This window comes from Paenibacillus sp. JT22N12 (assembly GCF_056269365.1).
Genome location: NZ_JBWDNU010000004.1, coordinates 15,851 through 38,360, shown reverse-complemented (window position 1 = coordinate 38,360; position 22,510 = coordinate 15,851). Strand labels below are relative to the sequence as shown.

The window sequence follows — 22,510 nt, the reverse complement described above, 5'->3', positions numbered from 1 at the left end:
CTGCTTTAGCCGGTTTCGGCTTTAATTTTCGTTATTCTTGGCAACAGCTGCCGGTCCGCCGCCTTCGTTTTTCTTCTTGGCCGGTCTGCCGGCATTGCCTTGCGGGTTGCCGCTTGGGCTTGCTGCGCTCGTGCCGCCTGCACTCCCCGCCGGTTTCTTAGCCCGGGGTCCTCCGGATCTTCCTGCTGGAGACTGGTTCCGTCCAACGCGAGTCGTGGTAGGGCCCATGCCCCGCCCGCCGCCCGAACGGCCATTCCGGCCTGAAGCGCCTCCGCGGCCTCTCTTGCCGCTACGGTCATCCGGATCTTCACCGTCATCAATAATGCCGCCCGTCCCGCGAATCGGGAGGCCCCACATGTCATTGCGCACCGGGCGCGCAGGCGCGGCATTCGAATCAATCTGCTCCGCCGCTGCGGCTATTGTTCCCTTGCTGTTATCTTCATTCCCCAATATTCGGTCCAAGTTATAATCATCCTCCGGTTTCCAGGCGCGTTTGTCGCCTTTGCTTCTCTTTATCTCACTGCCTTCTCCAGCTCCGCCGGCACGTCTTGCCTTACGCGGCTGAGCGGCTGGCTCCGCTTGACCTCTCCCACGCGGACCTACACTGGCCGTTCCGCCTGCTGCTCCGCGTCCGCGGCCGCCCTCGGCCGAACCACGGCCTGCCGCTTCCGCGCCGCGCGGTCCGCGGTCAGCGCCCGCTTCACCGGGCTTGCGCCCGCGTTTCGCTTTCACGCCGCCTTTGCGCCCGCCGCCTAGTGCCGCCGCGCCCGGCTTGCGCCCACGCTCGCCGCCTCGGGCATCCGCTCCGCCGCTCTTGCCGCCGCGCCCGCTGCGCAGACCACCGGCAGCCGTGCCTTGACTGCGTTTGCCTCGGCCGCCGCCCGGCAGCGCGTCTGTGAACTCGCGTCCGCGTCCGCCGCGTTCCACGCTTTCCGCTTTGCTCTCCACAATAGCGAAATCGATCGTGTGCTCGATCATGCTTACGGCATCAACACGGACGCGAAGCTCGTCGCCGATACGGTACATCTTCGATGTCCGCTCGCCGATAAGCAGCATATGCTGCTCATGAAAATGGTAATAATCATCGTTCAGGTTGCTGAGACGAATAAGTCCTTCAACGGTATTGTCGAGCTCCACGAATATCCCGAAGCTTGTCACGCCGCTGATGATGCCCTCGAATTCCTCGCCGATTTTGTCGAGCATATATTCACATTTCTTCAGCTTCTCCGTATCGCGCTCCGCATCGACCGCGACACGCTCCCGCTCGGAGGACTGCTGGGCAATATCCGGCATGCGGGCCGCAAGCGCCTCAATCCGTGATTCCGGCAGCGTACCGCCATTCTCCAGCACCTCGCGCATGACACGGTGGATGACCAGATCGGGATAACGCCGGATAGGCGATGTGAAATGGGAATAGAATTCGGCGGCGAGCCCAAAATGGCCTAGACTCTGGGCATCATATTTGGCCTGCTTCATGGAGCGCAGCATAACGGTGGAAATAACCGTCTGCTCTTTCGTGCCGCGGATATCCTCCAGCAGCGTCTGCAGCGCGCGCGGATGAATTTCACTTCCGCCTTTGCCTTTCACCGTGTAACCGAAATTCGCCGCGAACTGCACAAAATGCAGCAGCTTCTCGGAGTCCGGATTTTCATGAATCCGGTAAAGGAAAGGAACCTTGAGCCAGTAGAAATGCTCCGCAACGGTCTCATTGGCGGCGAGCATGAATTCTTCAATGATCTGCTCGGCGACCGAGCGTTCGCGCTTCACAATGTCGACAGGCTTGCCTTCCGGATCCACAATGACCTTGGCTTCCACAAAATCAAAGTCGATCGCCCCCCGCTTCATCCGCGTGGAACGCAGGCGCATGGCAAGCTCCTCCATCAATGTGAACGTATCCACCAGCTCGGCGTAGCGCTCCATCACTTCCGGATCCTTATCCGCCACGATTTTGCGCACATTGGTGTATGTCATACGCTCTTTGGTCCGGATGACGCTGGTGAACACATCATGCCTGACCCGCTTCAGCGTAGTGGCATCGAACTCCATCTCGCAGGACATCGTTAGACGGTCCACCTGCGGATTCAGCGAGCAGATGCCGTTGGAAAGCCGGTGCGGAAGCATCGGAATCACCCGGTCCACGAGATAGACGCTGCATCCGCGGCGGTACGCTTCCTGGTCCAGCGCCGACTTCTCGCGCACATAATAGCTGACATCAGCGATATGCACGCCCAGCAAATAATTGCCGTTCTCCAGACGCTCGATATTAACCGCGTCATCCAGATCCTTGGCATCCTCGCCGTCGATCGTGACAATCACTTTATTCCTTAAATCCCGGCGTCCCTGCTGCGCGATTTCTTCATCGCTGATGGATTCAGGCGCGGCCTCCGCTTCAGCGAGCACATCCTCGGGAAATCCTTCGGGCAGCTGATGCTTGCGGATGATGGATAGAATATCCACGCCGGGGTCGTCTTTATGGCCGAGCACCTCGACAATCTCGCCTTCCGCAGCCGAGCGGCCCTCCGGATAAGAAATGATGCGGACGACAACCTTTTGGCCCGAGACTGCCCCCTTAAACTCCCCTTTTGCGATAAAAATATCGCGGTTGATCCGCTTGTCGTCCGGCACCACGAATCCGTAAGCTTCGTGATTGTCGAATGTGCCCACCACCTGGGTTACAGCACGCTCCACAACCCGGTTGACTTCACCCTCCATACGTCCGCCGTTCTCGCTCCTGGAGGTGATTTTGACCAGCACCGTATCGCCATTCATGGCGCTTTTCAAATCATTGGCACCGATGTATACATCCGGGTGCTCCTTGTCCTCCGGGATCAGAAAAGCAAACCCCTTCGCATGCGCCTGAATTCGGCCGCGCAGCAGGTTCATCCGCTCGGGAACGCCATAGCGGTCCTTGGGGGTACGGATGATTTTTCCTTCATCCTCCAGCCGATTGAGCAGAATCAAAAAAGCTTTGAAGGATTCGGCATCGCCGCCGCCCATATGCTCTTCGAGTTCTTTATATGTCATCGGCTTATACGCGGGCTCGTGCATAAAATCCAAAAGCTGCTGCTCCGTCGCCATATTCCTCTCACCTCGTGTACCGCTTTGCCGTCTATATGAGTATGCAGCAGTCGGTTGATAGATTTCCATATACTATATAGTATACACGAAAGTGGCCGCTACCATCCGCAGTCGTTTAGGGCAAATAAAAAAAGCGGGGGTCATCCCGCTTTTCGCTGCATAGCTTTAACTTATTTGACTAAGTAAGCAACAACCAATGCAAGCACAAAGAATCCGACAGCAATGCCGATTGTCAAGCGCTGCAAAAATAAATCCAGACCGCGAGCCTTTTGCTTGCCGAACAAATGCTCGGCACCGCCAGAGATCGCACCCGATAATCCTGCGCTTTTACCTTTTTGCAGAAGAACTACAGAGATCAAGCCCACTGCGAAAATAACAAGCAAAATTCTAAATGTAATTTCCATGGTTCCACCTCCCAGACAAGGAGCATCATTTTGCCGCTGCCTTGTCGTTACACGAGGACAAGACCAGTAAAACAGCATTTTTATTATATCACGGCAAAAATTTTAATACAAGACGGACAACGGGCGGGGCCCTTGTTTAAAACCCGTTCTCGCGGAAAAATTCCAGACAGATCTTCGCGCTTTCAAGCGACGAGGAATTGAACTCTTCCTGCTCCACAATAAAGTATTCAATTCCGGCCTGCTCAGCTACACCAAGAACGCTTTTCAGATCGACCACACCTTTGCCGACCTCCGTATCGCGGGTTCCCTCGCCGAAATCCTTGAAGTGGGCGAGCGGAACACGTCCGGCGTACCGGTTCACGTAATCGACAGGCTTCTGTCCGCCCATATGCACCCAGCCCAGGTCAAATTCGGCAAATAAATACTCAGCCGGCACACGCTCCAGCAGCAGGTCAATCAGGGGCCGGCCATTCACCAGCTTGAATTCAAAAGCATGGTTGTGATAACCGTATCTCAGACCTGCCTCATTCACCTGTCTGCCTGCTGCCTCCAGGATCGCCGCGAGGCTGTTCACGTCTTCCTCCGCCGGATTCTCCGGCAGCGGCGCCCAAGGCGTTACGATGTACTTGAGGCCGATTTCCTGAGCATATTCAATTTGCTTCGCCAGATCTTCCTGAATCTTGTCCGGGGAGGAGAAGTTCAGCCCCACATGAGCAGAAGGCGCTTCCAATCCTGTGCCGTCAAGGACTGATTTCAGCTCTTTCGCCGGCGTATTGAAATAACCTGCAAACTCAACCGCCTTATAGCCCATATCGGCCACCTTGCGGATCGTGCCCAGAAAATCCTTATCCGTCAAATCACGCAGCGTATATAACTGTAGTCCAACTACCGGTTTTGCCATATCATCCACCTCGTTCAATTTTTTGTGAAGCAAAATAACATATAACACCGGAAAGCACACGCTGCTTTTGGCATCGCAAATAACATACCTTCGAAGGTTATGCGTTTTTGCTTTGCTCCAATTTCCCCTGCCAGCAAAAAAGAGGAGATCCGGCGGTCCAAAGCCCCGCCATCTCTCCTCTTATTATAACGAACCTCCCGAAGGTTACTACTGCGCCTTTTGGGACATTCTTTTGCCATTTTGGCTTTATTGATTATTACTTCTTGAAGTTTTTCAAGTTGTAGAATGCGCTTTTGCCTGCATAGATCGCAGTTGAACCCAATTGATCCTCGATGCGAAGCAATTGGTTGTATTTCGCTACGCGGTCCGTACGGGACGGAGCGCCTGTCTTGATTTGACCGGCATTTGTGGCAACTGCGATATCAGCGATCGTGCTGTCCTCGGACTCGCCGGAACGGTGGGAGATAACAGCCGTGTAACCAGCGCGTTTCGCCATTTCGATCGCGTCGAAGGTTTCGGTAAGCGAACCAATTTGGTTCACTTTCACAAGGATCGAGTTGCCGATGCCTTTCTCGATACCCGTGGACAGACGCTCGGTGTTCGTTACGAACAGATCGTCGCCGACCAGCTGTACTTTGCCGCCCAATTTCTCGGTAAGCAGCTGCCAGCCTTCCCAGTCGTCCTCGGAGCAGCCGTCTTCGATCGTAAGGATCGGATACTTGTCCGCCCAGGAAGCAAGAAGGTCTACGAACTCAGCAGGCGTAAACGATCTTCCTTCGCCCTCGAGGTGGTATTTGCCGTCTTTGAAGAATTCCGTGGAAGCCACGTCCATACCCAGGAATACATCGACGCCTGGCTTGTAGCCGGCACGCTCGATCGCCGAGATGATGGTTGTGATCGCTTCTTCATTGGAGCCGAGGTTGGGAGCGAAGCCGCCTTCGTCGCCGACAGCGGTGTTCAGGCCTTTGTCCTTCAGAACCGATTTCAGGTTGTGGAAGATTTCAGCGCCAATGCGAAGCGCTTCTTTGAAGCTTTCCGCGCCAACCGGCAGAACCATAAATTCCTGAACATCAATGTTGTTGTCGGCATGCTCGCCGCCATTGACGATGTTCATCATCGGAACCGGAAGCGTCTTGGCGTTGAATCCGCCCAGGTACGTGTACAGAGATACATTCAGAGCGTCAGCAGCTGCGCGGGCAACGGCCATGGAAACGGCAAGAATTGCGTTAGCGCCGAGTTTGCCTTTGTTGTGCGTACCGTCCAGGGAGATCATTTTACGGTCGATCAGCACTTGATCCAGTGCGTCCAGTCCGATAATTTCCGGTGCAATGATGGTGTTGACGTTCTCAACGGCTTTCAGAACGCCTTTACCGAGGTAACGGCCTTTGTCGCCGTCACGAAGCTCAACCGCTTCGTATGCGCCAGTGGAGGCGCCGGAAGGAACGATTGCGCTGCCTTTGCCGCCGGATTCCAGGGATACTTCTACTTCTACAGTCGGGTTGCCCCTTGAATCAAGCACTTCGCGAGCATATACGTCAGTGATAATAGACATGTACCAAACACTCCTTTAATAGTTAGGATAGGTCGAACGCATTCATTTATAACACATGCTGCTGCCAAGAAGAAACGGCTTCGCCGTCCTTTTGGCGGCTTAGCCAAGTTTCTTCCCTTAGAAATATAAGCAAAGTATCGAGAAATTTTATACTTTCCTTATATTTTAAAAAAGCTTCTCTTACTATACCATATCCGTTAATCCTGAATCATGGATTTCCCGGTCATTTCGATAGGCTGGGAAAGCTCCATCAAGCTTAAAATGGTTGGAGCGATATCCGCCAGAATACCGTCTCCCCGAAGCGTAACACCCGGTTTGGTCACGATAAAAGGAACCGGATTGGTCGTGTGTGCGGTAAAGGGAAGCCCATCCTCGTCGATAACCATATCCGCATTGCCGTGATCCGCCGTAATCAGACAGACGCCGCCTTGGGCCAGAACCGCTTCTACAACCTTGCCCAGACATTCGTCAGTCGCTTCAATGGCTTTGATCGTTGGCTCCAGCATGCCGGAATGACCGACCATATCCGGATTTGCAAAATTAAGAATAATGGCATCCTGATTGCCTGCCTCTATTTCCTTAACTGCCGCTTCCGCAACCTCGTATGCGCTCATTTCCGGCTTCAGATCGTAGGTCGCCACCTTCGGCGAGCCGATCAGGATCCGCGTTTCGCCGGGAAGCTCCACATCGCGTCCGCCGCTGAAGAAGAAAGTCACATGCGGGTACTTCTCTGTCTCGGCAATACGAAGCTGCTTCTTGCCGTTCTGCACCAAAACCTCGCCAAGCGTGTTGTCCAGATTCTTCGTCGTGAAGGCGATATAACCCGCGACCGTGTCGCTGAACTTGGTCAGACAGACGAAATGCAGTTTTTGTGGCTCCCTGGAGCCTCGTTTGAAGCCATGGAACTCTTTATTGGTGAAAACCTGCGATAATTGAATTGCACGATCGGAACGGAAATTGAAGAACACAACCGCATCCTCATCTTCTACAAGACCGACAGGATCGCCATTCTCCTCTGTAATGACGGTTGGAAGCACGAACTCGTCCATTACGGATTGCTCGTAGGATCCCTTGATCGCTTGAAGGGGATCCGTACTCTGCGGCCCTTCGCCATATACCATCGCACGATAGGACTTCTCTGTACGCTCCCAGCGTTTGTCGCGGTCCATGGCATAGTAGCGGCCTTGCACCGTTGCAATCTTGCCGACGCCGACCTGTTCGATCTTGGCAATCAACTGCTCCATGAAGCCAAACGCGCTGTCAGGCGCAACATCCCGGCCATCCAGGAACGCATGGATATACACCTCGAAGAATTCTTCCTTCTTAGCCAGATCAAGCAGCGCGAATAAGTGCTGGATATGGCTGTGTACGCCACCGTCGGAGAGAAGACCGAACAGATGAAGCTTCTTGCCATGCGCTTTGGCGTATCGAACCGCTCCGACCAGCGTTTCATTGTCGAAAAAATCGCCGTCGCGGATCGATTTGCTGATACGGGTCAGCTCCTGATACACAATCCGGCCAGAGCCGATGTTCAGGTGGCCGACCTCGGAATTGCCCATTTGACCTTCGGGCAGACCGACTGCTTCACCGCAGGCCGTCAGCGTTGTATGCGGAAAGCTTGACCAGTAACGGTCGTAATTCGGCTTATTCGCCTGTGCGACGGCATTGCCCGTCACATCATTGCGAAGGCCGAAGCCGTCCAGAATAATAAGAGCGACCGGTTTTGGAGCAGCCATCTTACTTCGCCCCTTCCACGAGTTGAATGTAAGAAGCGGCCTCCAAGCTTGCACCGCCTACCAGCGCGCCGTCTATGTTCGGTTCAGCCATATACTCGCTGATATTGTTTGGTTTTACACTGCCGCCATACTGGATGCGGACAGCATCCGCGACGGAAGCATCATACAATCCGGCAACCACGCCGCGGATGAAGGCAATGACGTCTTCGGCGTCTGCGGAAGTGGAGGATTTGCCTGTTCCGATAGCCCAGATCGGCTCATAGGCAATGACGACTTCAGCCGCTTGCTCTGCCGAAAGGCCCTGGAAAGCTGCAACGGTCTGCAGATTGCAAACATCCTTGGTTTGACCCGCTTCGCGCTCTTCCAGCTTCTCGCCTACACAGACAATCGGAGTGAGGCTGTGCTTGAATGCGGCATGAACCTTCTTGTTCACGATCTCGTCCGTCTCCAGGAAATAAGCACGGCGCTCGGAGTGGCCGATAATGACGTATTGCACGCCAAGATCCTTAAGCATCACACCGCTGATTTCACCCGTGAACGCGCCGCTGTCTTCAAAATGAAGATTTTGGGCGCCAATTGCAATCGTTGTCCCTTTCGCTGCTTCCACAAGTGCAGGAAGCGCCAGGTAAGGCGCGCAGATAACAGCTTCGACGCCGTCAATCTCGGCTTTGCCCTTCACATCGGCGAAGAAGGATTCCGCTTCGGAAATCGTTTTGAACATTTTCCAGTTGCCCGCAATAATCGGTTTACGCATACGTCAGCTCCTCAGGCTTTGCGAAGCAAAGCTGCTTCGAAAGCGTTACTTAGGTCTTTGCGAAGCAAAGCTTGCTCCGCAAAGCGTTACATTCCGGCTCTGCGGAAGTCATGCTTGCTCCGCAAAGCATATTAACCAAAGAACCTGCCAGACCTACTTATCGTTCAATGCAACAACGCCCGGGAGCGCTTTGCCTTCCATGAATTCAAGCGAAGCTCCGCCGCCGGTGGAGATGAAGTTCATTTTGTCGGCGAGGCCGAATTTCTCTGCTGCAGCTGCGGAATCGCCGCCGCCAATGACTGTATAAGCAGACGTTTCCGCGCAAGCGCGGGCAACGGCTTGGGTACCGTGGGAGAAAGGCTCGATTTCAAATACGCCCATCGGTCCGTTCCATACGACCAGCTTTGAGTTTTTTATGACATCCGCGTAGATTTCGCGGGTTTTCGGTCCGATATCAATGCCTTCCCAATCTGCCGGAATGCCATCAATATCCACGATATTGGTATTTGCGCTTGCGCTGAAATCGTCAGAGATCACGATGTCCACCGGCAGCAGGAACTGCTTGCCGAGCTTCTTCGCTTTCTCGACAAACTCCTTCGTAAGCTCAAGCTTGGAGTCATCGCACAGCGATTGACCAATCTCATGGCCCTGCGCCTTGAAGAATGTATAGGACAAGCCGCCGCCGATAATGATATTATCTGCGATTTCGATCATTTTGTTGATAACGTCGATTTTGTCCTTAACCTTCGAGCCGCCGACAATTGCCGTGAACGGACGCTCAGGGTTCAGCAATGCCTTGCCGAGCACATCAAGCTCTCTTTCCATCAGCAGACCGGATACGGCCGGCAGGAAATGAGCAATGCCTTCGGTCGATGCATGGGCGCGGTGAGCGGCGCCGAATGCGTCGTTGACGAACAGGTCAGCCAATTCGGCAAGAGCTTTCGCAAGAGCCGGATCATTCTTCTCTTCACCTGCTTCGAAGCGGACATTCTCAAGCAGCAGCACATCGCCGGCCTGCAGCCCGCTGATTTGAGCCTTCACGGCATCGCCGACAACCTCATCGGCTTTAAGTACCTTCTTGCCAAGCAGCTCGGAGAGACGAGCAGCCGCAGGCGTCAAACGCAGATCTTCCACAACTTGTCCTTGCGGACGGCCCAAATGGCTGGCCAGAATGATTTTTGCGCCATTTTCAATCAGATAGTTGATTGTCGGCAGCGTTTCGCGAATGCGCTTGTCGTCCGTGATTACACCGTTTTCCAGGGGCACATTGAAATCCACGCGCACAAACACGCGCTTGCCGGCTACCTCAACATCACGTACACTTTTTTTGTTCATCCTGTAACCCTCCTAAGTAACCTTTAAATCTTCCCCGTCTTCAAGGCTCAGAGAACATGATAAAGGTTCTTAAATCTATGCAAAGCTCTCCAAATCCCTATCCATCCCGCAAAAAATGCCTCACTTACACAGTAGCGCAGGTTATCTATCTCTATTATTCCCCCAAAATGGGGGAGCAAGAACATCTATCTCAAATATGTGCTATTTCCTTACATGTCACCCTGCGGCCCTACGCTAATAACGCAGCTCTATCTCTCGGTTTAGTCCAGTCGCGCAGAAGCGCCGCAGTCGAGCTGGGTCCTGAAGCAACCCGTCAGTGGTTGCTTGCGTGGACGTAAAGCGGGCCCTACCGTAAACCGCCGCGAAGGAGCTGCCACAGGCAACTCCTTCGCGAATATGGGGTGTCCAGAGGGGAACCCTTGGGGTCCCCCTTTCCAAGGGGGATTTAGGGGGATGCCCTGTATTACAACCCTTTGGACGCAATATAAGCAGCGAGGTCGACTACACGGTTCGAGTAGCCCCACTCGTTATCGTACCAGGAAATGATTTTGACCATGTTGCCTTCAACAACCATCGTTGACAATGCATCGATTGTGGAAGAAGCAGGGTCGCCGTTGTAGTCGCTCGATACAAGCGGCTCTTCGGAATAGTTAAGGATGCCTTTCAGCTGTCCTTCGGAAGCTTCTTTAAGAGCACTGTTTACTTCTTCAACAGTGACATTGCTTTTTACTTCAACAACCAGATCGGTAAGGGAAACGTTTGGCGTTGGAACGCGCATAGACATACCGTTCAGTTTGCCTTTCAGTTCAGGCAGAACCAGGGAGATTGCTTTTGCAGCGCCGGTGGATGAAGGAATGATGTTCTCAGCGGCTGCGCGGGCGCGACGCAGGTCTTTATGCGGCACATCCAGAACGGATTGGTCGTTGGTGTAGGAGTGAACGGTCGTCATCATACCTTTGACGATTCCGAATTTTTCGTGGATAACCTTGGCGAAAGGTGCCAGGCAGTTCGTTGTACAAGAAGCGTTGGAGATAACAGTGTGTGCGGAAGGATCGTATTTATCTTCGTTAACACCCATAACGATCGTGATATCTTCGTTCGTAGCAGGTGCCGAGATGATAACTTTTTTCGCTCCGCCTTTAAGGTGAAGCTCGGCTTTTTCCTTAGCTGTGAAGATACCTGTGGATTCTACAACGATTTCAGCGCCTACAGAAGCCCACGGCAGGTTCTCGGGGTTGCGCTCTGCAAATACTTTGATTTCGCGTCCGTTAACGATCAGGGCGCCTTCTTTTGCTTCAACTTTTGCGTCAAGCGTTCCATGAGTCGTGTCATATTTAAGCAGATGAGCCAGTGTATTCGTGTCTGTCAAATCGTTCACAGCCACCACTTGAATTTCCGGGTTGTTCAGAGCAGCACGGAAAACGTTACGACCAATACGACCAAATCCGTTAATACCTACATTTACCATTGTTGTTTCCTCCTAGGTTTGATTTTAATTTATATCTTAAGACGTCTGCTTCAGCAGCCGGTCAGCCGCCTGCAACCGTCAAGATCTCGCTTATATGTGTTTGCCTTACTGCTGTTCTTCATCAAGCATTGCTACAATAACCAGGGCTGCAGCTTCATCCGTCACGAGAATATCATCATGTCCGAATCGCATCACAGCGGCGATTGCCTCGCCCTTGCTGCTTCCGCCTGCAATGGCTATTACCACTTCCGTCTCCATAATATCCTCCAGGCGCAGTCCCGCCGTCGGCATCTTATGAACAACCGCCCCATCACGGTCAAAATAATACCCAAAGGATTCGGCAAGCGCGCCTTCAGCAGTCATGGCTGCAATAACTTCCTCATTAACCCGTCTTCGCCGTGCCATGACCATAGCGTCTCCGATGCCGTGGATGACAATGCGCGCGCTGCGGATCACATCGACAATCTCGCGAATATTTGGTTCCTGCATGAGTGTCAGATAGGCTTCCTCACCCAAATGATCGGGTACATGCAGCAGCCTGTACTGGGCTCCTGTACGCTTGGCCATTGTGGAAGCAATCGTGTTCGCCTGATAATCCAGACTCTCGCCCAATCCTCCGCGCGCCGGTACGAACCAGTTTCCCTTCAAAGGTGTCTGAGTGGTTAATTGATTGGCCACCGAAGCGAGCGTCGAACCGCCGGTTACAGCGACGACATCGTCCTTGTTCATCATCTTGCGGAGTGCGGCGCATCCGGCCTTCCCAAGCTCGCGCTTGGTATGCACAGAGGAATCCGAGTCACCCGGGACAATCCACACATGCTTGAGTCCAAAATACTTGCGAAGCCGCTGCTCCAGCTCCGTGAGGCCGAACATCTCCTTATAGAAGGGCTCCATATCCTCCAGAAGCCGTCTTCCGGAATCGCTGATGCGCATACCTGCCGTTTCGACGTGAAGCAGGCCCTGCTCCTTCAGAAAGTCCGTCTCGGCCCTCAGCACACGTTCCGACAAATCAAGCGATGCTGCAAGCGTCCGCCGGCCAATCATGTCGGATAACATCACCTGCCTGAGAATGAGATATCTTTTTTTCATGACGGCAAGCAGATCCGGCAGCAGCTGCTGCTGAATTTCGATGAGAGATTGCATCTTTCAACATCAACTCCAGTTGCGCCGAATTCGGTATCCGGTTCTCGTGGACATTTTTCGTCCCGCATGATCATTTTAAGTCCCACCGTTATTGTACTCCAAAATATCATGAGGGGCAAGTCAGGTTTAACGGAAGAAACCGCTTTCCGTCACGATTTACACAAATTTATCTTTGCATAAGCCCTTGCTTTTCTTCCAGCAATCACATATACTTATTTTCGCTATCACATTTGCGCCCGTGGTCCAATGGATATGACGTAGGCCTCCGGAGCCTGAGATCGAGGTTCGATTCCTCGCGGGCGCGCCATATAAAACACATCTGCCGGCATCTGCCGGTTTTTTAATACCACTAATTTGACCATCTTTGACTTTTAAAAAACAATGGTTTATGATGTGGATATACAGCTGATCTAACAAGCCGATGTTTTGGATACGGGCCGTGTGCCCGCGAAAAAGCTTATACAGCAGAAGAGCAGCGCATAACACTTATTAGGAGGGAATTACTTTGGAAATGAACTTTGTACCTATGGTTATTGAGCAGAGCAACCGCGGCGAGCGCGCTTACGATATATACTCCCGCTTGCTGAAAGACCGCATTATTTTCCTTGGCACTCCTGTGAATGACATTGTCGCTAATTCCATCATCGCACAGCTGCTGTTCCTGGCTGCGGATGATCCTGAGAAGGATATCTCGCTTTACATCAACAGTCCTGGCGGCTCGGTCTCTGCAGGTCTGGCTATCTTTGATACCATGCAGTTCATCAAACCAAGCGTATCCACCATATGTGTCGGTATGGCTGCTTCCATGGGCGCTTTCCTGCTTGCTGCCGGCGAAAAAGGCAAAAGACATGCGCTGCCCAACAGCGAAGTCATGATTCACCAGCCGCTGGGCGGAGCGCAAGGACAAGCGAGTGATATCGAGATCCGCGCCAAGCATATCTTGAAAACGCGCGATACCTTGAACAAAATCCTGGCCGAGCGTACAGGTCAGCCGCTTGAGAAAATCGAGCGCGACACCGATCGCGATTATTTCATGTCTGCTGCCGATGCACAGGCTTACGGTCTGGTCGATAAAGTTATTGAGAAGCTGTAAGGTTTCCTAAATCCGATACCGCCATTCCGGTTTTTCCCTTATATAACGAAAGAGAAGAGTGCCGATCCAGAAAATGGACCTGCACTCTTTCTTTATCCTTAGACATAGCTCCTTTATCACAGAATTTGACTAATGTCAAGAAAAATTCGGCGCGTTGAATTGGTAACGACTCCATTAATTTTTCATGTTAATATGTACTAAATGATTCCAGATTCACCGACACTTAGGCTGTTATTGAAATCTAACAAACGGAGTTGCACACGCATGAAACTATCAAATCCTTTCGCAAGCGTGCGAAATTTCATCCGTCCCAGTGAACCTGGTTACATTTACAACCATTTCACGCCAGCATTTGATCGTTCCTTTGATCAATCTGTTACCCTACATGAAAATCGCAAATCTTATTTGCCGATGCAGGATAAATCCCTTCTTTTACGACCGCTCAGCGACGTGCATTTGATCGAAGTCTATCAAGAAGCCAAAGCGATGCGGCTCTCGGAAGAGTTTATTTCTTTAATCGAGCAAGCCATCGAGCAGCGTGGTTTATCCGAGTCTGATTAGGCTCGCTCGTCCTGCCTGACTAACGCTCTCAACCCAGCGTCGTGCCACTATCCCTTAGGATGGCGGCACGACGCTTTCTATCTGTTCCACAAAGAAAAAGCGGAGCCGCTTGGAAATCCAAGCACTCCGCTTCTTTTTATCTCTGCCCATGGTGCGATTGTTATTCCATTTCGTAAGAGACCTGTACATTAGCAGACAGCGTAATTTCGCCGGTCTGTATCGATGTGGAAGCACTATCCGCCGCAGCCTGAGGAACAGCGGACATCAAGCCTTTGTTGTACACGGGAATGCTGCCTGAGCTGGATTGTGATATATTAACAGCCGCCTTCAATTGTTTGCCTGCTGCTTTGGCTAATGTCTCGGCTTTGGCCTTTGCGTTGGCCATCGCCTTCTCCAATGCCTGAAGCTCGTATTGATCCTGCTTCTCCGTATCAAATTGTACGCCATCCATCCGGTTCGCGCCTGCAGCCGAAAGGTTGTCCAGCAGTTGACCGATATTGATCAAGTCTCTTGTAGTGATTTGGATGCTGTGGGTAGCCACATAACCGGTCACTTTGTTCGTGCCGTCTTTTTCGTTATACGTATACTGCGGCTGGACATTAAAGTTCGTCGTCTTTACATCCTTCTCGGCCAGCTTGCTTTTTTCGAATAGAACGGTCTGAAGAGCGGCAAACTTCGTCGCATTGCTTGTCTGCGCTTCCTTGGCTGTCGCTGCCCGTGTTTCCACGCCTACATTCACGTAAGCCACATCTGGCGCCGCTTGCAGCTCGCCTTGCCCGCTAACGGTGATAATCCCCTTCTGCACCTCTCCAGCCTCCTCGGCGGCATATACGTCGCCTTTGCCTCCGCTTGCCCCGATGACAGCTCCAATTCCTACAGCGACAGCGAGCGCAGCCGTTAATATCCACTTCGAGCGGCCTCTTGGTTTTGCCATCTGATTCGTTTCTGTCCCGGTCTGAGTTTGTTCGGTCTTCTTCTCAACCATTACAATCATCCCCTTTGCATAAAAATTGGTTACATTTTCTATAACGTCATAGTTGGCCGGGATGTTGCAGTTATCTGTATCCACAGCCTTTTTGACACAGAAAAAAGCCCCATCCTGGGACTTCTCTGCTTCGAAAGAACTTCTATTGCCTCAACTGGAGGCACCAGTTCATTTCTTATTGTTTATTGGTTCTCCAGCTCTTCTTTGCTGACCAAATTGACTAAAGCGGTTACAGCTTGGTCGGCATCCGAACCTTCCGCGCTAATGGTTACTTCCGTCCCCGAGCTGATCGCAAGACTCATAATCCCCATAATCGATTTCGCGTTCACTTTTTTTTCGTCTTTCTCGACGAACACCTCGGAAGAAAACTTGTTCGCTTCCTGAACAAAAAGTGCGGCCGGTCTTGCATGAAGACCTGTCTTCAGTCGAACTACAACCGGATGCCTTGTCATGGAAACCTTACCCCCTAAACTTAATTCAATCGTGCGATTGAGATTGCAAACGTCATTTTATTCTCCATTATACCACTTTTGATGCAACTTAACTAGCCTTATGCTACCCGTTCCTTAATTTTTCCGCAAGTTCGTCGAGTTTTCTCAATCTATGGTTCACGCCTGACTTGCTGACCTTCCCTTTGAGAATCTCGCCGACTTCCTTTAAATTGATATCCGGGTGCATGAGGCGCACCTCTGCCACTTCCCGCAGCTTCTCGGGCAGATTCTCGAGGCCCATTTCCCTTTGGAGCAGTTTAATATTGTCAATTTGCCTGACAGCAGCACCGATCGTTTTATTAAGATTCGCTGTTTCGCAATTAACAATACGGTTCACCGAATTGCGCATATCGCGCATAATCCGGACATCCTCGAACTTGAACAGCGCCTGATGGGCACCAATGATGTTCAGAAGCTCGATGATCTTCTCGCCTTCCTTCATGTAGAAAATGAACCCTTTTTTACGCTCGATGCAGCGGGCGTTCAAGTCGAACTTGTTCGCCAAATCCACCAGCGCCTTGCAGTGCTCCTCATACATGACGGCAATTTCCAGGTGATACGAGGAACCCTCCGGGTTATTGACAGAACCTCCGGCCAGAAAAGCCCCTCGCAGGTAGGAACGCTTGCAGCAGGACTTGCGGAGCATTTCTTTGTCAATCCCCTGATTAAACATAAACCCTTCGGAAACAATACGCAAATCGCTCAGGATTTCCTGAACCTTGGCCGGTATGCGGACAATATACACATTGTTCTTCTTGAGCCTCATTTTCTTGCGGACAAGCAGCTCTGTATGGACATCGAACTGCTTTTTGATAAGGGTATATATCCGTCTGGCAATGGCTGCATTTTCGGTAGAGATATCGAGAATGACTTTGCGGCTGGATACCGACACAGATCCGTTCATCCGAATGAGGGCAGACAATTCCGCTCGCTCACAGCAGGGCTCCGACTCTATAAGGGTTAGTTCTTTTTTCGTTTGGGCCGCAAATGACATCGTTCTCTCACCTCTTTCGTTCCATCCAGTTTTCCACCAGCTGATAAATATGATGGCTTAACTGTACTGCATCGTGACGCAAATAGGTGCGAAACAGCACAAGCCGGTCGGCTATGACTTTATACCCGCGGCGTTTCACTTCATCCAGATCCAAATGAACGGCCTTGGCCCCAAGCTCCGCGTATTTCAGCTGCACCTGAGGTGGGATTTCACCATTATTCACGATAACATAGTCAAACAGATGATGCCCGACATGGGCATGAACGGCCGCCAAATGATCGCTGACCGAGTAACCGTCCGTCTCTCCAGGCTGAGTCATGACATTGCATACAAACATTTTGATCGCGTCCGAGTCCATAATGCTCTGTGCCAGCTTGGGTACCAGCAGATTCGGGATAATGCTGGTGTACAAGCTTCCCGGACCGATCAGGATGGCATCGGCGTCCTGAATCGCTTCAACCGCTTCCTTCAGGGGCTCCACATCAGCAGGCTCGATGAACACCCGTTTGATTGGCTGTCCCGCCTTAGGGATATTCGACTCCCCGGTCACGATCGTGCCGTCCGCCAATTCCGCGTGCAGCACGATCGCCTGCCCGGCCGCAGGCAGAACGCGTCCGCGAACCGCAAGTACCCGGCTCAGTTCTCGAACTGCGGATACAAAGTCCCCTGCGATGTCGGTCATAGCGGCCAGCATCAGATTGCCAAGACTATGGCCGGCGAGGCCGGTACCATTGCTGAAGCGGTATTTGAGCAAATCAGACAGCAGCGGCTCCACATCAGCCAAGGCAATAAGCACACTCCGGATATCGCCGGGCGGGGGCATTTGCAGCTCGCTGCGCAGAATGCCCGAACTCCCGCCATCGTCTGCAACCGTTACGATAGCTGTAATATCGAGCGGCTTCTCTTTGAGTCCCCGCAGCATTACAGATAGTCCCGTGCCGCCGCCGATAACAACGATACGGGGCAGTCGTTTTTTGTTGGCTTGTTCAGTCATGGCCCACCTCAGTGCCGATCACGATCAGCATCCCGATGGCTGACCCGAATGAGCTCTGTATCGCTGCTGCCCAGCGTACGGCCCAAATATTCAGCAAGAGCCACGGAACGATGCTTGCCGCCTGTACAGCCGATCCCAATGACAACCTGACTTTTGCCCTCTTTGCGGTAAAGCGGAATCAGAAACTGCAGCATATCCAGCAGCTTGGCAAGAAAGGTCTGCGTCTCCGGCCATTTCATGACATATTCATAAACCTCGGGATCCTGCCCCGTGTTGGGCCGCAGATGCTCCACGTAATGCGGATTCGGCAGGAAACGGACATCGAAGATCAAATCAGCATCAATCGGAATGCCGTATTTGAAGCCGAACGAAGTAATATTAATGGATATTATGCTCAGATCGGCATTGGCAAACCGGGACATGATTCTTTCCTTGAGCTGGGCTGGCTTCAGATTGCTCGTATCAATGACCTGAGTCGCCCAGCCCTTCAAATCCTCCAGCATTCTGCGCTCCAGCTTGATGCCTTCCAGCGGGAGGCCTTCCGGAGCGAGAGGATGGCGCCGCCGGCTTTCCTTATATCGCTGTACAAGCACACTATCGGTAGCATCCAGGAACAAAATTTCATAGCCGATTGTAAAATGGTCCTTCACATAGCTGAGTGATTCCGATAATGCCGTAAAGAACTCGCGTCCCCGCAGGTCGATAACAAGCGCCACTTTACCTATTTTGCCATTAGATTGCTCAATTAACTCGGCAAACTTCGGAATCAGAACCGGAGGCAAATTATCGACACAGAAATAGCCGAGATCCTCCAGGCTCTGCACTGCAATCGTCTTTCCGGCCCCGGACATGCCCGTGATGATGACCAGCTTTGCCATCGCTGTTCCCGCATCCATCGCTTATTCCTCCCAACCACTGCAACCGTTAATCGCAGTTTTTTGCGACTCGGTTGTCAGCAACCCTGCCAACCTTTAACTCCAAGTTCAGATATATTAACGTGCGTCTACATCCCATATTACACAACGGGCACGATATTTATTCGGTCAGTTTGGAAGCTTTTAAGAACGAATGATCAAACCGGCAGCCCCTACGACTCCGGCATTGTTGCCAAGGATAGCGGGCAGGATTTCGACACCCTCCTGGGCCATCTCCGGTGTCAATTTGCTGAACACTTCCCGAATCTGTTCGAACAGGAATTCGCCCGCTTTAGACACTCCGCCGCCTATAATGAAACGCTGAGGATTCAGAATGACTGCAACGGCAGCCATGGATTTACCTAAATAGAATGCGGCACGATTAACGATCCGGATCGCCACTTCATCGCCTGCTTTCGCAGCATCCAGCACATCCTTCGCCATAATGTCCGGTACAAAGGATAATGATGTACGGTCTCCGCGTTCTACAGCATCTTTGGCCATTCGAATAATGCCAGTTGCTGAGGATACGGTCTCCAGACAGCCCATTTTGCCGCAGTTGCATTGAATGGCTTCCAGATCGGGCACCACGGACATATGACCAAGCTCCCCGGCCATTCCGCGGAAGCCCTCGACGATTTTACCGTTAATGATGACCCCGCCGCCAACACCGGTTCCCAGCGTGTAACATACGCAATCGGATATCCCGCGTCCTGCGCCGGCCCATGCTTCTCCAAGCGCCGCAACATTGGCATCATTATTAACGAGGACCTTGGTTTGCAGCTTTTCTTCCAGGATTTCCTTCAGAGGCACATTATTAAAATAAAGATTTACCGATAATTTCACGATTCCTTTGGGTATATCCAGGAAGCCGGCGATACCAACGCCTACGCCTTCAACCTGATCCCAGCTGAATGGGGATTGCTCTACGATTAAACGGGCGTAATCCGCAATATTTTGACATACAACATCCGAGCCGTTCTCAACACCTGTCGGCCCTTCATACGTATGGAGAAGCTCGCCTTCACTACTGCAAATTCCTAATTTAATCGTAGTTCCGCCGATATCGACGCCAATAACAATCTTCTCAGACATGAATAGGACACCTCAATAATATAGGGATGGGGGGCTTCTGTGTTCAACTATAAGCGAACGTTACCAACTGGTCAAGCATCTGAAAAACGTTGAAAAGCCTAAAGATAGCCCCCTGCTTGCCGGAGGTACTCACCTCGGAAGCCTTACATGAAGCGACGCCGTCCATGCTGGGTGGACAGCGTCTTTTTATCATCATATTGCATCAGGATCTGTCTGATGAACTTTTTTTGTAGAGTCGATTAATCCTGATTAAGGATTTCGCTCCAGTCATGAACAGCGTGACCCTCAACGAATTTCTCGCAATCCAGAGCAGCCATACAACCGCTCCCTGCTGCTGTAATCGCCTGGCGGTACTTATGATCCTGCACATCACCGCAAGCGAATATACCCGGTATATTGGTCTCTGAGGTTCCGGGCTTCACAACCAGATAGCCGGTTTCGTCGGTTTCCAATTGCCCCCCAAGAAACTTGGTGTTCGGCGTATGGCCAATAGCGACAAAAATACCATCCGTTTCAATAATTTCTTCGGCGCCCGTTTCATTGTTGCGCACTTTCAAGCCGGTTACGCTGTGCTCGCCAGCCACTACCTCAAGAGGAGTACGGTTCAGAGACCACTTGATTTTGCTGTTCTCGCGTGCGCGGTCCTGCATGATTTTGGATGCGCGCATTTCCTCACGGCGGTGAACGAGTACGACCTCGGAAGCGAATTTGGTCAGGAAGCTCGCTTCCTCCATTGCAGAATCGCCGCCGCCGACCACGATAATTTTTTTGCCACGGAAGAAAAAACCGTCGCAGGTGGCGCAGGTGCTGACACCGCGTCCGACATTTTCCCGTTCATTGGGAATGCCCAGATATTTGGCCGATGCTCCAGTCGAGATAATAAGCGATTCAGCCTGCAGCTCGCCTTGACCTTCAACCTGGATTGTGAACGGACGTTTGGACATATCAACCGAGTTTACCCAACCTGTGCGGAACTCCGCTCCGAACCGCTCTGCCTGCTTGCGCATATTGGCCATTAAGTCCGGACCCATGATTCCGTCAGGGAAACCGGGGAAATTCTCCACATCTGTGGTGGTTGTCAGCTGTCCGCCAGGCTCCGGCCCTTCAATGACAAGGGGGTTCATGTTGGCGCGGGCCAGATAGATGGCTGCCGTCAGTCCGGCAGGTCCTGTTCCGATAATGATTGATTTATACATACAAAATTCCTCCTTCACATTCGCATGTTCTTATTCTTGGTGATCTGCAGTTAAAGCGGGAAAAATCATTTTCATTTTTTCCTTGATACCGCATATTTCATCAATGCGTTTGGCGCATTTGCTTACGGTCGCAATGGACGTTCCATATCGCTGGGAAACCTCATGGTACGAAATCGCCCGCCGGTGCATTTTGGCAGTTAAATATTCCAATGCGGCTGCCCAGCCCTCGACCTTGCCGAGCTTGGGCACGTCCGGATAAACGCGTGACAGAAATTCAATCCAGAGTGTCAGCAGATCATGCTGCTGCACCAGATCATAGTGCTTTTTCATACGGACAAGCGCAGCTTCAAGCACAGCCTGCCACTTATCCTCCCAGACCGGAAGACGGGAAGGCATGCGGCTGTGTTCAATAACCGTATCTTCCCCTTCCAGTATCGCATGGAGAGAATCATGGACGCCAATGGACCGAAGTACAAAGATCGCGATTCTTTTCAGATAATCCTCTTCCTGCGGCTCTATTATAAATTCACGCAGCGCATCTTTAACCTCATTGTCTGCAATTAGACCAAGCGCCTGAATGACTTGAAGCTTCGTATGCCGATCACCGTGGCGCAGCGCCCAGAAGAATGAGGACCGTACGAGCGGATCCCGTTTCAGATGATCAGGAATTGCGTCGGTTGACTTCTCCCAGAGCTTGAATTGCTCCTCGAAAGGCAAATGATAATGGTAGCTGATGGGGGCAGGATGCTTCCCTGCACGCACACTGGCAAGCTGCTCCAAATAATAGCCGGGAACATTGGATGTCGGATCCATTTTGCTAGCCTGCAGCCACAAACGCTCCGCCTCAGCGAATCTGCCTATATTGCTTGAAGCAACAGCCGTGTAATGATACAAGCAGGCATCCGATTGCAGCGAGCTGTCCTTGAGCAGCCTCGTGAAATGCCGATAGGCTTCCCCATGCTCGCCAAGTATGCCCATCGTGGTCGCCAGTTTAAACACATGCTCTTCATGAAAAGGCACCGTCTTTCCCAGCAGCTCGACGAGAGGCTTCAATTGAACCTGATCGTTGGAATGCTGATAAAAAATCGCCAGATTGCACAGCGCATGCAGATTGCCCGGCTCGATTTCCAGAACGTCTCCGATCGTCGCAAGCGCCTTGTCGAACAAGCCCATATAATAGTAAGCCAACGCCAGATTGTTGCGTGCGGCCAGAAAGTTCGCGTTCTTCTCCACGATGCTCTCTAGCAGCCTCACCGCTTCTACAAACTTGCCTTCCTCCAGCAGCGAGCGTGCCTGATCATGCTCATAGACACCCTCTCGCGCCTTGATAAAGGCAAGCTTGGTGGGCCGCTCCAGCTCATAATGGAGCAGCTCCATCATCTCTTCGGATTCTTCGAGGAACTGTCCTTCCTCGTCCTCTTCCAGATAACGGACCAGCGCTTCCTCTGCCGCTTCATACATCTCCATATTGGCAAAATTATTCGCCATATAAAAATGGCATTCCGTCATTTCGGGATCCATCTCCTCCACGATCATACGGAGGATATCGTTAGACCCTTCATAATTGCCCATTTCAGACAAAATGCCAGCCATATTGCAATGGTTAACCGGATTATCCGGTTCGTATTCGACCGCACGCCGGAAATACTTCAGTGCCTTGTCATAATGATAACGATCCAGCGAGCGTACAGCTCGCTCGAAGAAGAACGTAGCATCCCATTGAATCGGTATAACTTTCGTTTTGTTATTCACGGCCGCACGTTTCTTTTCTTTCATCCGCAAGGCACCTCCCCGGTACTTCAAAGTTTCTACGATT

19 protein-coding genes and 1 tRNA gene are annotated in these 22,510 nt (G+C 51.9%); 3 read left to right on the top strand and 17 right to left on the bottom strand.

Translation table 11 applies throughout. The features are described 5' to 3' along the window. Window positions 1–21: 21 nt before the first annotated feature. The 9 genes from rnr to AC0YOA_RS15830 all read right to left on the bottom strand — a co-directional run bounded on the left by rnr (window position 22) and on the right by AC0YOA_RS15830 (window position 12,371). Window positions 22–3,078 (bottom strand): ribonuclease R, encoded by a 3,057-nt coding sequence (rnr, locus tag AC0YOA_RS15870; protein WP_475787415.1) that lies wholly within the window; start codon window positions 3,076–3,078, stop codon window positions 22–24. Between the two features lie 170 nt (window positions 3,079–3,248). After that, window positions 3,249–3,482: a preprotein translocase subunit SecG gene (gene secG / locus AC0YOA_RS15865; protein ID WP_210045072.1), complete on the bottom strand. Its 234-nt coding sequence runs from the start codon at window positions 3,480–3,482 to the stop codon at window positions 3,249–3,251. A gap of 136 nt (window positions 3,483–3,618) precedes the next feature. After that, window positions 3,619–4,383, bottom strand: coding sequence for a sugar phosphate isomerase/epimerase family protein (locus AC0YOA_RS15860; RefSeq protein WP_475787414.1), 765 nt, complete (start codon window positions 4,381–4,383; stop codon window positions 3,619–3,621). Between the two features lie 256 nt (window positions 4,384–4,639). Continuing rightward, window positions 4,640–5,935: a phosphopyruvate hydratase gene (eno, locus tag AC0YOA_RS15855; RefSeq protein WP_210045074.1), complete on the bottom strand. Its 1,296-nt coding sequence runs from the start codon at window positions 5,933–5,935 to the stop codon at window positions 4,640–4,642. Window positions 5,936–6,132: 197 nt separating this feature from the next. Beyond that, entirely contained in the window at window positions 6,133–7,671 is a 1,539-nt protein-coding gene (gene gpmI / locus AC0YOA_RS15850; RefSeq protein WP_475787413.1) for a 2,3-bisphosphoglycerate-independent phosphoglycerate mutase, read from the bottom strand. Window position 7,672: 1 nt separating this feature from the next. Further along, window positions 7,673–8,425 (bottom strand): triose-phosphate isomerase, encoded by a 753-nt coding sequence (tpiA, locus tag AC0YOA_RS15845; protein ID WP_210045076.1) that lies wholly within the window; start codon window positions 8,423–8,425, stop codon window positions 7,673–7,675. Window positions 8,426–8,578: 153 nt separating this feature from the next. Further along, window positions 8,579–9,760, bottom strand: coding sequence for a phosphoglycerate kinase (locus AC0YOA_RS15840; protein ID WP_210045077.1), 1,182 nt, complete (start codon window positions 9,758–9,760; stop codon window positions 8,579–8,581). A gap of 463 nt (window positions 9,761–10,223) precedes the next feature. Continuing rightward, window positions 10,224–11,228 carry a type I glyceraldehyde-3-phosphate dehydrogenase gene (gap, locus tag AC0YOA_RS15835; RefSeq protein ID WP_475787412.1) on the bottom strand — a complete coding sequence of 335 codons (1,005 nt, stop codon included), beginning with the start codon at window positions 11,226–11,228 and terminating at the stop codon, window positions 10,224–10,226. A gap of 105 nt (window positions 11,229–11,333) precedes the next feature. After that, entirely contained in the window at window positions 11,334–12,371 is a 1,038-nt protein-coding gene (locus AC0YOA_RS15830) for a sugar-binding transcriptional regulator (RefSeq protein WP_475771123.1), read from the bottom strand. A 232-nt stretch (window positions 12,372–12,603) separates the two neighbouring features. Between AC0YOA_RS15830 and AC0YOA_RS15825 the strand changes: the two genes are divergently transcribed. The 3 genes from AC0YOA_RS15825 (at window position 12,604) to sda (ending at window position 14,025) form a co-directional block, all read left to right on the top strand. Beyond that, window positions 12,604–12,678, top strand: a tRNA-Arg gene (locus AC0YOA_RS15825). A 204-nt stretch (window positions 12,679–12,882) separates the two neighbouring features. After that, entirely contained in the window at window positions 12,883–13,464 is a 582-nt protein-coding gene (clpP, locus tag AC0YOA_RS15820) for an ATP-dependent Clp endopeptidase proteolytic subunit ClpP (protein ID WP_210045110.1), read from the top strand. 264 nt (window positions 13,465–13,728) lie between these two features. After that, window positions 13,729–14,025: a sporulation histidine kinase inhibitor Sda gene (gene sda, locus AC0YOA_RS15815; protein ID WP_210045080.1), complete on the top strand. Its 297-nt coding sequence runs from the start codon at window positions 13,729–13,731 to the stop codon at window positions 14,023–14,025. A gap of 160 nt (window positions 14,026–14,185) precedes the next feature. Here the strand turns inward: sda and AC0YOA_RS15810 are convergent, their stop codons facing one another. From AC0YOA_RS15810 to AC0YOA_RS15775, 8 genes are all read right to left on the bottom strand, one after another. Beyond that, a complete protein-coding gene (locus AC0YOA_RS15810) occupies window positions 14,186–15,010 on the bottom strand; it encodes an SIMPL domain-containing protein (protein WP_475787411.1) in 825 nt (274 codons plus the stop codon). A 182-nt stretch (window positions 15,011–15,192) separates the two neighbouring features. Further along, complete coding sequence (locus AC0YOA_RS15805) at window positions 15,193–15,462, bottom strand: HPr family phosphocarrier protein (protein ID WP_188999798.1); 270 nt, start codon at window positions 15,460–15,462, stop codon at window positions 15,193–15,195. Window positions 15,463–15,565: 103 nt separating this feature from the next. Next, entirely contained in the window at window positions 15,566–16,495 is a 930-nt protein-coding gene (whiA, locus tag AC0YOA_RS15800; protein WP_210045082.1) for a DNA-binding protein WhiA, read from the bottom strand. A 7-nt stretch (window positions 16,496–16,502) separates the two neighbouring features. Continuing rightward, window positions 16,503–17,489, bottom strand: coding sequence for a gluconeogenesis factor YvcK family protein (locus tag AC0YOA_RS15795; protein WP_210045083.1), 987 nt, complete (start codon window positions 17,487–17,489; stop codon window positions 16,503–16,505). An 8-nt stretch (window positions 17,490–17,497) separates the two neighbouring features. Continuing rightward, entirely contained in the window at window positions 17,498–18,385 is an 888-nt protein-coding gene (rapZ, locus tag AC0YOA_RS15790; protein ID WP_210045084.1) for an RNase adapter RapZ, read from the bottom strand. Window positions 18,386–18,547: 162 nt separating this feature from the next. After that, window positions 18,548–19,498: an ROK family glucokinase gene (locus tag AC0YOA_RS15785; RefSeq protein ID WP_475771121.1), complete on the bottom strand. Its 951-nt coding sequence runs from the start codon at window positions 19,496–19,498 to the stop codon at window positions 18,548–18,550. A gap of 239 nt (window positions 19,499–19,737) precedes the next feature. Further along, window positions 19,738–20,694, bottom strand: coding sequence for a thioredoxin-disulfide reductase (gene trxB, locus AC0YOA_RS15780; protein ID WP_475787410.1), 957 nt, complete (start codon window positions 20,692–20,694; stop codon window positions 19,738–19,740). 30 nt (window positions 20,695–20,724) lie between these two features. Continuing rightward, window positions 20,725–22,470 (bottom strand): tetratricopeptide repeat protein, encoded by a 1,746-nt coding sequence (locus AC0YOA_RS15775; RefSeq protein ID WP_475787409.1) that lies wholly within the window; start codon window positions 22,468–22,470, stop codon window positions 20,725–20,727. Window positions 22,471–22,510: the final 40 nt, after the last annotated feature.

Bases quoted from the DNA above. Each gene is read 5' to 3' on its own strand.
- rnr (WP_475787415.1), bottom strand. From the start codon at position 3,078: ATGGCGACGGAGCAGCAGCTTTTGGATTTTATGCACGAGCCCGCGTAT.
- secG (WP_210045072.1), bottom strand. From the start codon at position 3,482: ATGGAAATTACATTTAGAATTTTGCTTGTTATTTTCGCAGTGGGCTTG.
- AC0YOA_RS15860 (WP_475787414.1), bottom strand. From the start codon at position 4,383: ATGGCAAAACCGGTAGTTGGACTACAGTTATATACGCTGCGTGATTTG.
- eno (WP_210045074.1), bottom strand. From the start codon at position 5,935: ATGTCTATTATCACTGACGTATATGCTCGCGAAGTGCTTGATTCAAGG.
- gpmI (WP_475787413.1), bottom strand. From the start codon at position 7,671: ATGGCTGCTCCAAAACCGGTCGCTCTTATTATTCTGGACGGCTTCGGC.
- tpiA (WP_210045076.1), bottom strand. From the start codon at position 8,425: ATGCGTAAACCGATTATTGCGGGCAACTGGAAAATGTTCAAAACGATT.
- AC0YOA_RS15840 (WP_210045077.1), bottom strand. From the start codon at position 9,760: ATGAACAAAAAAAGTGTACGTGATGTTGAGGTAGCCGGCAAGCGCGTG.
- gap (WP_475787412.1), bottom strand. From the start codon at position 11,228: ATGGTAAATGTAGGTATTAACGGATTTGGTCGTATTGGTCGTAACGTT.
- AC0YOA_RS15830 (WP_475771123.1), bottom strand. From the start codon at position 12,371: ATGCAATCTCTCATCGAAATTCAGCAGCAGCTGCTGCCGGATCTGCTT.
- clpP (WP_210045110.1), top strand. From the start codon at position 12,883: ATGAACTTTGTACCTATGGTTATTGAGCAGAGCAACCGCGGCGAGCGC.
- sda (WP_210045080.1), top strand. From the start codon at position 13,729: ATGAAACTATCAAATCCTTTCGCAAGCGTGCGAAATTTCATCCGTCCC.
- AC0YOA_RS15810 (WP_475787411.1), bottom strand. From the start codon at position 15,010: ATGGTTGAGAAGAAGACCGAACAAACTCAGACCGGGACAGAAACGAAT.
- AC0YOA_RS15805 (WP_188999798.1), bottom strand. From the start codon at position 15,462: ATGACAAGGCATCCGGTTGTAGTTCGACTGAAGACAGGTCTTCATGCA.
- whiA (WP_210045082.1), bottom strand. From the start codon at position 16,495: ATGTCATTTGCGGCCCAAACGAAAAAAGAACTAACCCTTATAGAGTCG.
- AC0YOA_RS15795 (WP_210045083.1), bottom strand. From the start codon at position 17,489: ATGACTGAACAAGCCAACAAAAAACGACTGCCCCGTATCGTTGTTATC.
- rapZ (WP_210045084.1), bottom strand. From the start codon at position 18,385: ATGGATGCGGGAACAGCGATGGCAAAGCTGGTCATCATCACGGGCATG.
- AC0YOA_RS15785 (WP_475771121.1), bottom strand. From the start codon at position 19,498: ATGTCTGAGAAGATTGTTATTGGCGTCGATATCGGCGGAACTACGATT.
- trxB (WP_475787410.1), bottom strand. From the start codon at position 20,694: ATGTATAAATCAATCATTATCGGAACAGGACCTGCCGGACTGACGGCA.
- AC0YOA_RS15775 (WP_475787409.1), bottom strand. From the start codon at position 22,470: ATGAAAGAAAAGAAACGTGCGGCCGTGAATAACAAAACGAAAGTTATA.